This window comes from Gardnerella coleohominis, from assembly GCF_002896555.1.
GTDB lineage: Bacteria > Actinomycetota > Actinomycetes > Actinomycetales > Bifidobacteriaceae > Bifidobacterium > Bifidobacterium vaginale_F.
In genome coordinates, this window is the sequence record NZ_MNLH01000008.1 from 45,208 (window position 1) to 61,073 (window position 15,866).

Below are 15,866 nucleotides of genomic sequence, written 5' to 3' on the forward strand. Positions count from 1 at the left end.
ATTTTGTTTACCGACACGCTACTTAAGTAAACAAAACCAAGAACACTTCCCCGATTTTGTTTATCGACACGCCCAATAAGTCCACAAAATCAAGAACCCTACCCCGATTTTGTTTACTTACAGAGCACTATGCTGCTTTAAGCTCGGTCGATTCGCGAAAAACTCACCTAAGAACAATTAGGCGCTGAGTAGGTCTTGTCATAGCAACATAAACGTCTGCAGCGGCAGTCATTTGCGAAGAAGCTTCATCCTCAATCAACTCAGGCTTAATAAGCACAACAGCGTCATACTCCAAGCCTTTAACATCTTCAGCACTGCACACGCTTACTTGCGCATCGTCATAATGCTCAGAAAGCTGCCTGTTAAGCTGCTCCCATTGCGAGCTAGAAATATTATCCCGAAGCGTATTGTAAACGAGTTCTCGAGTCTTTTTAAGCATTGATTTAGGCGTGATAATCGTCACGCGACCAGTACCGTCATCTGAAACAAACTCGTGGAACAAGTCTACGCAATATTTAGCAAGAGAAGCGTCAAGATCTGAATCATTCGCATAATTTTGCATAACTAAAGAGCCTGGAACAGAACGAACAGCGCTAACGGTTGAAATATACAATCCGGATTTAGTTGCTAAATCGCCAGCGGCTTCAGAAACTTCACGAGGATTACGATAATTTATAGTCAACTCGTACAAATCCCAATTATCCTTGCCGAAAACAGGATTCATACTCGCATGCCATCTATGAGTTCCGCCAAGAGCAGAAGTTTGAGCAACGTCGCCAACAATCGTAAACGAGCGAGAAGGGCATCTGCGAACAAGCATTCGCCAATCCATTGGCGTTAATTCTTGAGCCTCGTCCACAACAATATGGCCATAAGTCCATTCGCGATCCGCTGCTGCGCGCTGAGCTGCAATACTTGAATCGCATCCGTTTAAGTTGTCAAGAAGCATGTCTGCAGTTATCAAACCATTGCCAATACCAGCTTGAGCTAAAGTATCTGACGCGATTTGACGTTCGGTTGCAAGTTGCGCTTGCTGAGCTGCATTGCGATTTTCGCCTTTAGGATCTGGGCCAAGCAATTCCATAGCTTCGTCCAAAAGAGGAATATCCGATTTCGTAATAGGACTTCCTTTAGGGCGAATCAAAGATTGTATTTGCTCGTCTGAAAGCCATGGAGCGGCCGCGCGTAATTGCTGAGGCTTAGAGAATAATTGATCGATAAGCCAAGTGCCGCGCATTGGGAGCCAAGCTAAATTAAGAGTTACGCGAATTTTATCGTCTAAACGCAATTGAGATAGAACGTCGTCAAGCTCTGAATTTTGGGGAGCGTAATCCAATTGTTCTATATAACGATTTTTCAGAGCGCTGAGTACTGATTTAACAAAGGTTGTGCGCGCAAGATTGTGCGGCTGATGAGTGCTTTTAGCATCCGATTGGGCTTGTAAAATATCTTCGCGCGTTAAAGGTATTGCGAAACCGTTTATGCGAACGGTAGGAAGCTCTTTTGGCACGCGGATTCTAGCTTCGATAGCATTCGAAATAGCTAGGTGCATGCGGAACATGCCTTTGAGTTTAGCGACTTCCGGACTATCTTCAGCGGTCGCTTCGATTCCAGGAATCAGATTTGCTATTGTGCGACTTACAACCCCAGTTTCGCCTAAAGATGGCAGAACTTGGTCAATATAACGCAGGAATGCGGTGCTTGGGCCAACAACTAGTACGCCAGCGTTTTCAAGTTTTCGGCGATGCGTGTAAAGCAAGTATGCTGCGCGGTGCAAAGCGACGGCTGTTTTTCCAGTTCCAGGGCCGCCTTGAACAACAATAGGGCGATTTAACGAAGCGCGAATAATGCGATCTTGCTCTGCTTGGATTGTGGCAACAATATCCGTCATTTTGCCGGTTCTGCGCGAGCCGAGTGATGCGAGCAATGCGCCTTCGCCGGTAAGTGTGCCACGTTCAGAAGCGTTACTTACCTCATCTGAATTAACGTCGAGCACTTCGTCTTCGACTCCAACGACGTCGCGGAAACGAAGCGTGATATGCCTGCGCATAACGATGTCTCCGTGATTAGAAGGCGTGGCTTCATAGAATGGCCGCGCAGCTTCAGCACGCCAGTCAGTTAAAAGCGAATCCAAATTTTTGTCGAGCAAACCCATGCGGCCAATGTAGTGGCGTACTCCTGAAGCACTATCGATGCGTCCGAACACGAGTCGATCTTCTACAGCGCGCAATTGCATAAGGCGATCTTCGTACATAGTTGCAAAAGAGTCGCGTTCTGTACGCTGAGTAGGAGAGCCATGTGAACCTGCTGCTCGAATTGCGTCAAGACGAGTGCGCGCATCTTTGCGTAAGTCGTCTAAGCGTTCGTAAGCGCGATTCACATTTCCTTGTTCTTCGCTGATTTGTGAGGAGTACGTAGACATTTTGGTCCGTTCTAGTTGGTATCAATCTGCTATCGTTTGCTTTTTTTGTAATTGATTTTGCAAGTTTTATATTACTGATATGCATTTTGCGAGTTGCGTTTATAACTTTCGCGAGCATATCTTAATGCTTAAAAACTAGGCGTTTAAGTATATCTCGAGGCGTATACGTAATTAATGGGATTTTGTCGACTATAAGATTTTGTCTACTATAGGATTTTGTCTACTATAGGATTTTTGTTGACTATAGGATTTTGCACATTATTTGTATATTATTTGCACATTTAGCCTATTTTTAAGGTGTAATAACAGGTGAAAAACGTTGATATATCAACTCTCCACGACGAGACATCACAGAGTGCGAACGGCGGGACTTGAACCCGCACGAGTATACACTCACTGCCACCTGAAGACAGCGCGTCTACCATTCCGCCACGTTCGCATGCAAATCACAAAGCTACCATATTTGCAGCCGTTTATCAAATATTGACACTTGTGTGTTGGCACAAATTTGCTAAACAATGTAACCATACTAGGTAGAGATTCGAGATTTTTCGCAGCGGATGAAGTGTTTCGTTCGCGCGGTCTAAGCGCGCGAACGTCTTCGCTTGCGTTGAAAGCACACCGTGCTTTCAACTTTGAGCAAGCTCAGCGAATCGAAGTGCATTCGCGCGCTACGCTTTAAGCGCTCATGCAAGTCGATTCGCGCATGACCCATTCTCATAATAGTGAGCCAACGATTCATCTCTGAACTCTTCAAAGTAACCGTTATCAATCGAATCGCGAATATCGTCAAGCAGCTTCACAAAGAAACGCTCGTTATGGATTGTTGCAAGAGTGTATCCGTTCATCTCTTTAGCGCGAAGCAAATGATTCAGATACATGCGCGAATAATGCGTGCAAGTGTAGCAATCGCAACCCTCTTCGAGAGGACCTTGATCATGCTTGAAATCAGCGCGCTTCACATTGTAGCGACCATGTCTAGTAAAAATCGCACCATTACGTCCGCAACGAGCTGGAGCCACGCAATCAAAAGTGTCGCCGCCGTTTTCTACGCAAGCAAAAATATCATCCACGGCCGCAATACCGAGCACATGACGTGGGCGATTTTCCGGCATAGCATCGCAAATCCAAGCGCAAGTATCGCCAATAATACGTTTTTCAATAGCGCCGCCAATACCAACTCCGTCAAAATCAAGAGAGGCGATTTGCTCAGCGGCATGCCTACGCAAATCCTCGTAATTCGCGCCCTGAACAACGCCGTATAACGCTTGATAAGGCTTACCTAAACGCTCCTGCGTTAAACGCTTATGCTCAGCAACACAACGCTTTGCCCAGCGGAAAGTTCGCTCAACCGACTCCTCTTGATATCGGCGAGTATTCATCAAAGTTGTAAGCTCATCGAAAGCAAACATAATATCTGCGCCAAGCTTATGCTGAATTCCCATAGAAATTTCGGCGCTAAAACGATGCTTAGCTCCGTTAAGAGGAGATTTAAACGTTACGCCATCCTCATCGACGAATGCCATGCGCTCTTTTCCTTCAGCAATAACATCGTCTGACTTCATGCCCGTAACATCCATAGCTAGTGTTTTCTTAAAACCAGCGCCAAGCGAAAGAACTTGGAATCCGCCGGAATCTGTGAAAGTAGGGCCATCCCAATTCATGAATTTGGCGAGTCCGCCTGCCTCGTCTAAAATATCAGCTCCCGGCCTTTCATAAAGGTGGAAAGCGTTGGAAAGCATGCATTGTGCGCCTAAATCTTTGATTGTTTCTGGAAGCACGGCTTTCATAGCGGCTTGAGTTGCAACAGGCACAAAAGCAGGCGTATGAATATCCCCGTGAGGCGTGTGAATTACGCCGGTTCGTCCGTATCTTGCGCCGTCACGCCCCTTGCCGTCAGCGCTGTTAGAAAGACGCGTGTGGGAAGTAAAGTAAAATTCGCCCCTGTCTCCAGGCTTACCAGGTTCAGCCCCGCGCGGACATTCAATAAAATTAGTCATATAGCTTACTCTATTACTTTTTAGCGATAACACAGTTAATTTAAAGGATTTGCTCACAAAATTTTCAGCAATTTAATGAATATATATGTATAAAATATAAAAAGCAAGCGAGTAGATGTATAACTTTTGTTTTGCGACTTATAAGTTTAAGATTTTTACGATTTTTACGAATTGTATATGGTTTAACAACGGCTTGGTTTATTATTAGTGAAAGAATTTTAAGGAGTATTAATGGCAGGTGAAATGTATAATAACGGCGAACAAAATCCTGATTTAGGCCAGGAGTATCAAGGCAATCCTGGCAATTCGGTAAATCAAAGTAATCCTGGTAATCCTGGTAATCCTGGTAATCAGGGATATCAGCAGGGATATCAAGGCAATCAGTCCAATCAAACTAATCAGTCCAATCAGAATGCTCAGGGCTATCAAGAAGAGCAGCCTACTGAGTCGTATAGGCTTGCTCCAAAATATGGCGCTTATAAAATTGGCGAAAACTCAAGCGAAACCGCTTATCCTCCTCAACCTCCTTACAACGGGAATAGCTACAATAACGCTAATAATGCTAGTAATGCTAATAATGCCAATAATGCTAGTAACGCTAATAATGGGCGCGATAATCGCAATGGGCGTAATGGGCAGCAAAATCAAAATTCAGGGATGAAAAATAATTATTTAGGATTTGAGAATCCTTATGCAGATTTTGATGATGATATGGATGCGCAAAATCAGAATACGCAGGCTCAAAATGGCCAGCCAGTAAATACGCAACCTGTTAATACGCAGCCAGTGAACACTCAGCCTGTTAATAATGCTCAGCCTCAAGATACTCAGCCTGCTCACGAAGTTGTACTAGAGCCGAGTGCTGAACCGCGTACGGCAAAAAATTCACAGTTTGGTACTTCAAGACCTAATTCAGACAATTCCAATTCAGATGGCTCAAGAGACCCAAGGGATCCAAGGAATCCTCGAGATTCTAGAGATAATCGAGACTCGCGAAATAATCGCAATCGTGGCGCTTCTAGTAGAAGCGGAAGTACAGATTACGCTTCGAATATGATTGTGGCCGTAATATCTGCATTTGTTACAGCAATCGTATGCATTGTAGTGACAATGTTTGTTATTAATAACGGATTTATCCAAATACCTCAAGTCGGTTCACTTTCAGGAATTGGCGCATCTAATACCGTTACAGGCGGAAAAGGTAGTGCAATTGTTAAAGGCGGCGCTGCTCCTAACTGGGTTAATGTTGCTAAAAATGTTTGCAATTCCGTCGTGTCTATCCAAATGCGCACATCAAAGATGGAAGGAAAAGGCTCCGGTGCGATTGTAGATGCGCAAGGTCATGTTGTGACTAATAATCACGTAGTTGCAGGCGCAGAACAAATCCAAGTTACATTGGCTAATGGCGAAATTTACAAAGCAGAAGTTGTTGGAACGGATAAAACAACAGATTTGGCTGTTCTAAAAATCGTAAATCCTCCAAGAAATCTTAAGCCTGTGCAATTCGCAAACTCTGATAATTTAGCGGTTGGCGAACCGGTAATGGCAATTGGTAATCCATTAGGCTATGCGAACACTGCAACAGCAGGCATTGTTTCCTCCTTGCATAGGCCTGTTTCTGTGATGGACGATACTTCTCGCTCTGAAATAATTACAGATTCGGTGCAAATCGATGCAGCTATTAATCCTGGTAATTCTGGAGGTCCAACCTTCAATGCTGCTGGTCAAGTTATAGGCATTAATTCTTCTATTGCTGCAGCTTCAAGTAAAGCAAATGTTTCAGGATCTATTGGAATCGGATTTGCTATTCCTTCAAACTTAGCGAAACGAGTTGTAAACGAAATCATTAGCAATGGTTCTGTAAAACACGTGGCTCTCGGAATTATGATCAAGAATTCATTAGTAACTTCCGGTAACGTTAGCCGCGGAGGTGCAGAAATAGTATCTGTAACTCCTGGCACGCCTGCAGCTAAAGCGGGACTTCGCCGTGGAGATAATATAGTTGCATTCAACAATGAGCCAGTTTCCAGCAATTATTCGCTTCTTGGATACGTACGAGCAACAGCGTTTAATCAGCAGGCAACTATAACTGTTGTGCGTGGCGCAAGAACTATTAAATTGAATGTTCTTTTCAACCAAGAAGAGGCTTCTGTAATAGGCGAAACACGTAAGGATCCGCATTCGCGTAGGCAGCGCGGACGCAACAATAAAGGCGATAATAATTCGAAAAATCCTAAGGATAATAAGCGCGATAAGGATGACGATGACGATGATTTGCAGCCTCGCGGTGATAACGATGACGACGGCGGCATTTTTGACCCATTCGGATTCTGGTAAATTACGCGCTAGCGTGCGCTAACTTATTGTTGGTTAGCGTTTAAAGTGCGCTAAGCGTTGATGATAAACGTGCGCTAAGTGTTTGCTAAGAGTACGTAAAAGTGCGCTAGCTTTTAAGCGAAAACACCCCGAAAGTAGGCTAATATGCTTGCAATCGGGGTGTATTCGTATTTTCGTATAAAATAATACACATGACTTATAAAGATTTTGCAGAATTAGCATCGGCGCGATTCTCCTCACGTGATTTTCTCGACAAACCAATACCTGAAGAAGCGTTAAATTCAATACTTAAAACAGCGTCGAAAGCCCCAAGTTGGAGCAATACACGAGCATACGCGCTGGCAATTGCGCAAGGGGAGCGTAAGAATCGCATTGTAAAAGCATATTTAGAAAAATGCGAAGCTATGCTCAAATCTAAAGATAAATCACTTAGCGAAACAGAACGAGCGAACTTCGCGAATTTTGCTGCGCCTAATGGAGATGTGCCTGTTAATAAGCCTTATCCAGATGATTTGAAACAACGAAGCGCACAACTCGGCTTAGCACTGTACTCGCATCTTGGAATAGACAGGCATGATTTTGAAGCGCGAAATGCGCATACAAGAAGGAATTTCGAGGCCTTTGGAGCGCCTTTAATAGGATTCGTGCTCGCTCGCAAAGATTTTATGCCTTTTGCTGCGCTCGACGCTGGATTAATGCTACAAACTTTATTCTTAGCTGCAAAAGACTTAGATATCGACTCTTGCCCTCTAGGAGTTCTTGCAACATGGCGAGACCCGTTAGATTCGGAATTCACAGTTCCAGAAAATTACGAGCTTCTAACGGGCTTCGCACTAGGATATTCCAATAATTCTTACGCGAACGAGTTTAGGGCGAATCATCCAGAAATCGAATTATTGTAATTTTTTGATATTGTTTTTACGCTCATATACAATAATTTTTCCTTTTGAAATTTTCGATTTCCAGGAAGACTTAGTTTCAGCAATAACACGATCAGTGTAATGATCAATATTGTAATTTAACGAAACAAAGTAATACCAAGGTTTGCTTGATTCCGTAACGAAGAATTCTGGCTCTTTCTTTGCTTTGCAAACGTTCAACTCGTCAGAAGCTTGATATCGCGAAATCTGCTCATTCGTAATAAACGAGCTATTCTTATAACTGCAATCAATAAGATTCTTTGAGAAATAAGGATTTGCTGTAATAAGCGGCCACGAGTATTGATGAATATCTTCAAATTCCGGAACAATAACATTACCTTGCTTATCGGTTTTTTCGTCCTGATGCAGCCAAGATGTTACGAATCGCTTATTTTCAGCGTGTTTTTGCTTGATAAATTGTGCAAGCGCTCGCGAGCCTGAATAGTCGAATCGAATATCGTTAACGCAAGAATACGCGTTCCAAATCAAGCTTGGGGACAGTAAAACAATAGTAATGATTGCTGGAATAAAGCTAGTTATGACTTTGCTTCGGGCAGATTCACTATTGCTATTTTCGTCTTTATTTGTGTCTTTATTTGTGTCTTTATTTTCAGATTTATTTGCAACTTTGAATAGCTTAGAAATAATCGCCGGAATATCTTTAGATTCCAGTGGCTTACGCGCAATGCACATCCAAAGTTGAGCTATGAAGAATGCAAAAACAATTCCTGCGTGATGCAAAGTGAAATATTGCGTGGCAACTGCTGCAAAAGTTAAGTAAGGAAGTATCAAAGAAACAAGCATGCCCCTTCGATAAGCGATTCTTACAGCGAAAGCCCATATTAAAATCGAAATAATAACGCAAATAATCGCGGAAGGTACGCTTAGTGTGAGTCTACGCAAAGAAACATCGCCTGCAAATTGAGTGAACATGCTTTCTGACGGCATGACGAAAATAAACGACAGGAATTGCGTAAGAGGAGAATTTCCGTCAAATGTTTCACGTGATGCAAAAGCGTTAGACGCAGGCCAAATGCAAATAATGCTTGCAATTCCAACTAAAGCAAGGATTATCCAGCTTACTAATCTGTTAGTGTTAGATACTATTTCAGCGAAAGCTTTTTTAATTCCTGCAGATTTTACGGCTCGCCAAATCCAAGCCAAAACGAAACCTGCTGCTAAAGCGATACCATACGCGCTGATTGCGCATAAAAGTACAAGACTTAAAGCGAGTTTCCAAGTGTCAGAAGGCTTAGAATCAGACTGTTTCCAGTAATGCGCAACCATGAACAAAGCCGCGCAAAGAAGAGCATACGGACGCGCAGTAACTCCATATTGGAAGCACAAAAAATACGTAAATGGAAGTAAGAATACAGCCAATTTACTAAAAGGCGCGCGGAAAATAAGCCAGCCGCCTAAAAGTGCGACGCATAGAAGCTGCACGCCTTTAAGACCAATTTCGTATGGAATTCCTGTTTTTGCAGGGATTGAAAGAAGCAAAGTCCAAAGCGGTGGATGGCCTTCATAATGTGGGCGAAGAGTTAACAAATCAACAAAAGAAGAATCTCGTGCAATAAGCCAACTTTGAGCTTCATCGAACCACGGCTCATGGAAGTACATAACTACTGCGACAACAGCAATGTATGCAATAAAACTAAGCGCGCGCGCATGCTTTACGAGCCATAGTTTATTTGTTGTTTTCGGAGTATTTGTTGCATTCGTATTTGTACTTGTATTTGCGGTTGCATCTGTAGCAATCGTATTCGTAATAGTATTTTCGTTCATAAATGTTTTATTTTCTTCTATAGTATTTTCACTAATATGCATATTTCTATTTAATTATTTCTTTCAAAATTGCGTCAGTACTAAACTTCAGCAAATAAAAGCCCCAACCAAATAAAATCACGCTAACACCGTAACAATACAGTGCAAGCGTGATTTTAGAGTTTGAAAATTTTTAGTTTTGATCCAATGCAGCCAAACGACGAGCATTAGCAACAGCGTACAAGCTAATACCTGCTGCAACTGAAGCGTTAAGAGATTCAACCGCGTTAGAAATTGGGATTCCAGCAATAGCATCGCACGCTTCTCGTGTAAGGCGACTCATTCCCTTACCTTCGGAGCCGAGCACAACAACTAACGGATCAGTTTCAAAACCAGTTTCTCCAACAAGCTTATCTCCGCCGCCATCAAGACCAATTGCATACCATCCGCGCTCGCGCAAACCTTGAATTGCCTTATTTAAATTCACAACTCGAGCAACTGGCAAATGAGCTGCAGCGCCGGCAGAAACTTTCCAAGCTGCAGCAGTTACGGAAGCGCTTCTACGCTCAGGCAAAATCACGCCATTTGCGCCGAAAGCTGCTGCAGAACGAATAACAGCACCCAAATTTTGAGGATCTGTAACGCCGTCCAAAGCAATAAACAATGGTCGAGCATTAATGCGAGCAGCCAAAGAGTCAGCAGCTTCCATTGCGCGCGACTTCTTTTCGGCACGTTCAACCAACTCTTGCAGAGAGTGATACTGGTAAGGCTGAACTTTCAAAATAATACCCTGATGATTCGTGCTATGCGCAATACGATCCATCTCAAGGCGATCTGCTTCAAGCAAACGTAAGCCCTGCATGCCTGCTAACTTCACGATTTCGCGCGTGCGATCGTCGTGCTCAATGCGATTAGCAACATACAATTGCGTGCTTGGAACTCCAACTCTTAAAGCTTCTAAAGCAGCATTGCGACCAATTACCAACTCGTCTGAATCGCTACCAAGCTTGTCCACTCGGCGGCGCGCAGCCAAACGCGGATCCGCAAACGTGCGCTTAATAGCAGCTTTCTTAGCAAAATAAGCTTTGTGATACACGCGATCTTCAGCCTTCGGAGTAGGCCCTTTTCCGCGCAAAGCATTGCGATGTTTTCCACCCGACCCCTTGGTCGGTCCTTTTTTCGTAGTCATACTCCTATTCTCACATGCCCCCGAGGCATTGCTATTAATAGCTTTTTGAATCCGGTAAAGTTCGCTGATTCTAAGCTCGGCGCGTTGTATGGCATAATAGAACGGTACTTAATTGTTGCAAACTATTGCAATATTCCACAACCGCGCAATAGTTACAATACGAAGCGCTAAAAATAGCGTTAGCATTGCGATTATTGACTACTCCGCGGCACTCCCAAGGGGGAAGATATGGTTGATCACGCTCTTGATCAATCCAATAAAACGGCTGACACCTCAGCTGATAGCAAAGATCCATCATTGTGTGATGTTCAACAAGTAGCTAAATCGCTTAACGTAGATATTTCATGCGGTTTAAGCTCTGAGGAAGCTGCAAAAAGACTTGATCAATTCGGTCCGAATGCGCTTGCTGCTGCTCCTAAAATTCCAGCATGGAAACGATTCCTTGAACAATTTAAAGATCCGCTCGTTTACTTGCTTATTGCGGCAACTATTATTTCTGCAATCGCGTGGTTTGTTGAGCGCGCACAACATAAAGGAAACAGCGGTGGAGAAATTCTGCCGTTTGATTCAATCGTAATTATCATTATTTTGATTGCAAACGCAGTTCTCGGCTACATTCAAGAGTCGCGAGCAGAAGAAGCAGTCGAAGCTTTAGCTAGGATGAGCGCTCCGCAAACTTCAGTTTTGCGCGATGGTAGCGTTGTGCGCATTAATACTGCAGAAGTTGTTCCTGGAGATATTCTTGTGCTTGGCGAAGGCGATGCTGTGTCTGCAGACGGTCGACTTATAGCAGCGGCTTCATTACGCGTAGCTGAGGCAAGTCTTACAGGCGAATCCGTGGCAGTAAGCAAACGTCCGAATACGCTTTCGTCTGCAAAAGCTTTAGGCGATCGTACAAATATGGTTTTCAACGGAACCGCTGTTACGCAAGGAACTGGCCGTGCTGTAGTCACCTCTACTGGTATGCGCACGCAAGTTGGCAAAATCGCGGATATGCTTTCAAAGTCAGATGACGAAGCAACACCTCTTGAGAAAGAAATGGTACGCGTTTCCAAAGTTCTTGGAATCGCGGTGTGCATTATTGCGGCTGTAGTTCTTGCGTCGATGTGGATTCTTGAAGGATTCCATACTGTCCAAGATATTATTGATTCCTTGCTGCTTTCTGTTTCCCTAGCTGTTGCTGCCGTTCCAGAAGGTTTAGCGGCGATTTTGACAGTAGTTCTGGCTCTTGGCGTGCAACGAATGGTAAAGCATCATGCTGTTGTAAAAAAGCTTTCATCCGTGGAAACACTTGGTTCTGCTTCTGTTATTTGCTCCGATAAAACAGGTACTTTAACTCGAAACGAGATGACTGTTGAGCGTGTAATAACACCTAGCGGCGAAGTTCAGCTTACGGGGAGCGGTTACAAGCCTGAAGGTCGCATGATATTAATTGGTTCTGCGGATGCAGATCTGGCAGTGCCGCAAAATCTTGCTACGGAAGTATTAGGTGCGTTAGGCTCCGGATGCTTAGCTAACGACGGCGATTTACACTATGACGAAACTGCTAAAAGTTGGCAGCCTGTAGGAGACCCTACAGAAGTTTCGCTAGTAGTAGCAGCGCGTAAAACAAAAGCAGACAAGCGTTACGCTCATTTGACTCGAGTTGCAGAAGTACCTTTTACTTCTGAACGCAAACGTATGTCTGTTGTTGTTAAAGATGGTTCGGATTCTGGAAATCTGATTGTCTGCGCTAAAGGTGCCCCAGACGTGCTGCTTTCTTATTGCACGCGTATTGCAGTGGCTGGTGCCGTGCGTCCGCTTACTGATGGCGATCGCGAAGATATTTTAGCAACTGTTGAACGTCTTTCCGGAGAAGCTTACCGCACGCTTGGAATGGCTTATAGGCCGCTTGGAGTCGATAGTCTTTCAAAAGTTGACGGCATGGTTTCTAACGCTGCAGGTCAAATCGCGGACGTCGCGGAACAAAGTGACGTACTAGAATCTGATTTGATTTGGAACGGCATGGTTGGAATTATTGATCCTCCGCGAATTGAAGTTCGAGATAGCGTAGCTCAAGCTCATCGCGCTGGAATCCGCACTGTTATGATTACAGGCGATCATCCTCTTACTGCTACGCGTATTGCTCGAGATCTTGGAATTATTGGAAAAGATGAGCATGCGCTTACAGGCGACGAGCTTGACGATTTGCTCTCACGCAACGACGACAACATTGCTTTTGACGAAGCAATCAGTAAAACTAGCGTGTACGCGCGAGTAGCTCCTGAACACAAGTTAGCTATCGTTTCTTCGCTTCAACGTCAAGGCAACATTGTTGCTATGACAGGCGATGGCGTGAACGACGCTCCTGCAGTAAAGTCTGCCGATATTGGCGTTGCAATGGGCATTACTGGTACAGAAGTAACTAAAGAGTCCGCCAAGATGATTTTGGCTGACGATAACTTCTCTACAATTGTTGCAGCAGTGCGCGAAGGACGCGGAATTTTCGACAATATTCGTAAATTCTTGCGATACTTGCTTAGCTCTAACGTTGGCGAAGTATTCACGGTTTTTGGTGGCGTTGTTTTCGCTGGAGCGTTGGGAATTACGCAACCAAATTCTGTTGGCGTAACTTTGCCTTTGCTTGCAACGCAGCTTTTGTGGATTAATCTGCTTACGGACGCGGCTCCTGCGCTCGCGATGGGTGTTGATCCGCAAACTGACGATGTAATGGATCGAAAGCCTCGAAAGCTCACGGATAGCGTTATTGATCGACCAATGTGGGGCGATATTGTATTTATTGGCGTGCTGATGGCTGCAATCACTTTGATTGGCATGGATATGCATTTGGCAGGCGGATTATTTACGGATCGTTCTGTTGGAATTATGGATCATGCTGCTCAGCTCACTCACGCTCGCACAATGGGCTTCACAATTCTTGTGTTTGCTCAAATGTTGAATGCTCTTGCATCGCGCTCGCATTTGCAAAGCGTATTCGTGGGATTGTTTGCAAACCGTTGGCTTTGGGGCGCTATAGGTGTTTCCGTACTGCTTCAGCTAGCTGTAATCTACATACCGTTCCTGAATGAGCCATTTGGCACTGTGCCGCTTGGCTGGACTGAATGGTTCGAGTGCCTAGGTCTTTCGATGGTTGTGCTAATTGGTTCTGAGCTGCGTAAATGCGTGCTTCGCTTTATTGCTTGGCGTAAATCTGCGCGTGCTTTGACAAAGGCTGCTTAATTTAAAGAGGCTTAACTTAAGGCTGTTTAACTTAAAAAAGCTGCATAACTTAAAGCGGATTTGTGCTGGTTTTTGCTGGTTTTTGCTGGTTTGTACTGGACAGCTAGCAAAATCTGTACAGCTAGCAAAATCTGTGCAGTTAGCAAATCTAGACAGCTAACGTTCTAAACGTGTATGATGTAGCGTGCCTGTAGGATTTCCTATGATTCTACTTTTGTAATTTTACAAAGTTTAATTTATAGGATTTGCCTACAGGTTCATCATGCACGTTTTCGTATTTTTATATTCGTCCCGTTCAATTCTTTACGCATAATCTTTTGTGATTAAGTGCAGACCGCGGCACGCGCTACAATTGTGCATATTGTAATTTTCGCGCAAAATAGGCGTAAAGAATATTTCGTGCGAACAATGAAGTTGCTGATGTATAAGCTTTATCGCAAGGAGATATGACGTTATGCTGTTGTCTGATCACGACATCCTCAAAGCTCATGATGAGGGTCATCTGGATTTGACTCCGTGGACTCCGGCAATGGTACAGCCGGCGTCTATTGACGTGCGCCTTGACCGTTTCTTTAGATTGTTCAACAATCACGCTTACACGTATGTAGATCCTGCTGAAAATCAGGGCGAGCTTACAGAACAGTTTGAAGTAGCTCCAGATGAGCCTTGGATTTTGCATCCTGGAGAGTTTGCGCTCGGTGCTACGTGGGAGTATGTGAAGCTTGACAATACGATTGCAGCTCGCTTGGAAGGCAAGAGTTCGCTTGGTCGCTTGGGAATTTTAACCCATTCAACAGCCGGATTCATTGATCCTGGTTTTGAAGGACATATTACTTTGGAACTTTCGAACGTCAGTACTTTGCCAGTTAAGCTTTGGCCTGGAATGAAAATTGGGCAAATGTGCTTCTTCCAGTTAAGTTCACCATGCGAAAACCCATACGGTTCGGCTGTTAACGGCTCGCACTATCAAGGTCAGCGTGGCCCAACTCCATCGCGTTCCTATGAGCATTTCTATCGCGCTGATTTAAGCGAATAATTGATTGCTTTAGTTGTTAGCTGGCGATTACGTGGTGAAAATGGCAGATTTTTGGAGAAAATCAGCATAAAAACAGAGTTTTCTCAGGTAATTCTCAGGTAATATACGAACATTATTAAGGATTGTGTGTTTTCATAATAGTAGCGAAAAACTTAATGAATTGTTTAGGTTTTTTTATTCATATTTTCCTTTCTCTTTTTGAACCCCGGTACGCACAGCCGGGGTTGTTTTTTTTATCTGTACATTTTGATGTTTACCAGGATTTTGGGGAATAATCCCCCGAATCGACCGAGCTTAAAGCTGCATAGTGCACTGCGCTTTAAGGTCCATTCTAGTGTTGCTGAGTTGTCGGAGTTTCTCTCATCGCAAGATTTTTACATTGCTCTAAGAGAAACTTCGACAGCTCTTGGCATGTTTGGTCTTTTAATCTTCGGTTAATCACCGAGATTTTTCGATTTTTCTTCTTCGCTCAATGAATCACCACTTCGTGCTGAGGTTCATTTCGCTCTGGGCGAAAAATCTCAAATCTCTGCCTACTTGGTAGCAAAGCAAGTCGTCGCGCTTATAGCGCGTGTTGGTAAACAAAAGCAAGAAGGGTTGCTTGGTTTTGTTTACTTTTGGGGTTGATATGTACCCCTTTTTCTGGACACATATCCCTTTTTACTTAATCATATCGTCTGCGTGGATGCTTTCCTGCATTTAACAGGAGGCACCCACCCAGTCTTCTTCTGTATTCTCTCGTTATTGTAATAATAAATATATTCCCTCATTGCTCGATCAAACTCTTCAAACGAAGCATACTCATGCTCATGCCCGTAATACATCTCGTTTTTAAGCCTACCGAAAAATGATTCCATAATACCATTGTCATAACAGTTAGCCTTACGACTCATAGACTGAATAACCCCATGTTTTTTCAAAACACTCCTAAAATAATCATGCCTATACTGCCAACCCTGATCAGAATGAAATATAAGCC

At 43.8% G+C, this 15,866-nt stretch carries 9 protein-coding genes and 1 tRNA gene; 4 read left to right on the plus strand and 6 right to left on the minus strand.

The genetic code is table 11. The annotated features are described in order from the left end of the window. Positions 1-163: 163 nt before the first annotated feature. From BFS05_RS06090 to tgt, 3 genes are all read right to left on the minus strand, one after another. Entirely contained in the window at positions 164-2,422 is a 2,259-nt protein-coding gene (locus BFS05_RS06090) for a HelD family protein (protein ID WP_103085075.1), read from the minus strand. Between the two features lie 356 nt (positions 2,423-2,778). Continuing rightward, positions 2,779-2,861, minus strand: a tRNA-Leu gene (locus BFS05_RS06095). Positions 2,862-3,108: 247 nt separating this feature from the next. Next, positions 3,109-4,422: a tRNA guanosine(34) transglycosylase Tgt gene (tgt, locus tag BFS05_RS06105; RefSeq protein WP_103085077.1), complete on the minus strand. Its 1,314-nt coding sequence runs from the start codon at positions 4,420-4,422 to the stop codon at positions 3,109-3,111. A 231-nt stretch (positions 4,423-4,653) separates the two neighbouring features. Between tgt and BFS05_RS06110 the strand changes: the two genes are divergently transcribed. After that, complete coding sequence (locus BFS05_RS06110) at positions 4,654-6,759, plus strand: S1C family serine protease (protein WP_258004288.1); 2,106 nt, start codon at positions 4,654-4,656, stop codon at positions 6,757-6,759. Between the two features lie 191 nt (positions 6,760-6,950). Then, positions 6,951-7,661 carry a nitroreductase family protein gene (locus BFS05_RS06115; protein ID WP_103085078.1) on the plus strand — a complete coding sequence of 237 codons (711 nt, stop codon included), beginning with the start codon at positions 6,951-6,953 and terminating at the stop codon, positions 7,659-7,661. Here BFS05_RS06115 and BFS05_RS06120 read toward each other — a convergent pair. Beyond that, positions 7,653-9,506 (minus strand): hypothetical protein, encoded by a 1,854-nt coding sequence (locus tag BFS05_RS06120; RefSeq protein WP_103085079.1) that lies wholly within the window; start codon positions 9,504-9,506, stop codon positions 7,653-7,655. The two genes, BFS05_RS06115 and BFS05_RS06120, sit on opposite strands and share 9 nt — an antisense overlap. Before the next feature lie 130 nt (positions 9,507-9,636). Beyond that, positions 9,637-10,632, minus strand: a complete 996-nt coding sequence (gene rlmB / locus BFS05_RS06125; protein ID WP_103085080.1) for a 23S rRNA (guanosine(2251)-2'-O)-methyltransferase RlmB — start codon at positions 10,630-10,632, stop codon at positions 9,637-9,639. Between the two features lie 228 nt (positions 10,633-10,860). Here rlmB and BFS05_RS06135 point away from each other — a divergent pair, with 228 nt between their 5' ends. Next, positions 10,861-13,851, plus strand: coding sequence for a cation-translocating P-type ATPase (locus BFS05_RS06135; RefSeq protein WP_103085082.1), 2,991 nt, complete (start codon positions 10,861-10,863; stop codon positions 13,849-13,851). 454 nt (positions 13,852-14,305) lie between these two features. Next, entirely contained in the window at positions 14,306-14,887 is a 582-nt protein-coding gene (gene dcd / locus BFS05_RS06140; protein ID WP_103085083.1) for a dCTP deaminase, read from the plus strand. Between the two features lie 668 nt (positions 14,888-15,555). On the opposite strand, the gene BFS05_RS06145 is transcribed toward dcd, so the two are convergent. Then, positions 15,556-15,866, minus strand: a 311-nt coding sequence (locus tag BFS05_RS06145) for an IS3 family transposase (RefSeq protein ID WP_146026741.1), incomplete at its 5' end; no start/stop codon positions are given.

Coding starts and splice junctions, on each gene's coding strand:
- tgt (WP_103085077.1), bottom strand. CDS start 4,422: ATGACTAATTTTATTGAATGTCCGCGCGGGGCTGAACCTGGTAAGCCT.
- BFS05_RS06120 (WP_103085079.1), bottom strand. CDS start 9,506: ATGCATATTAGTGAAAATACTATAGAAGAAAATAAAACATTTATGAAC.
- BFS05_RS06110 (WP_258004288.1), top strand. CDS start 4,654: ATGGCAGGTGAAATGTATAATAACGGCGAACAAAATCCTGATTTAGGC.
- BFS05_RS06135 (WP_103085082.1), top strand. CDS start 10,861: ATGGTTGATCACGCTCTTGATCAATCCAATAAAACGGCTGACACCTCA.
- rlmB (WP_103085080.1), bottom strand. CDS start 10,632: ATGACTACGAAAAAAGGACCGACCAAGGGGTCGGGTGGAAAACATCGC.
- dcd (WP_103085083.1), top strand. CDS start 14,306: ATGCTGTTGTCTGATCACGACATCCTCAAAGCTCATGATGAGGGTCAT.
- BFS05_RS06090 (WP_103085075.1), bottom strand. CDS start 2,422: ATGTCTACGTACTCCTCACAAATCAGCGAAGAACAAGGAAATGTGAAT.
- BFS05_RS06115 (WP_103085078.1), top strand. CDS start 6,951: ATGACTTATAAAGATTTTGCAGAATTAGCATCGGCGCGATTCTCCTCA.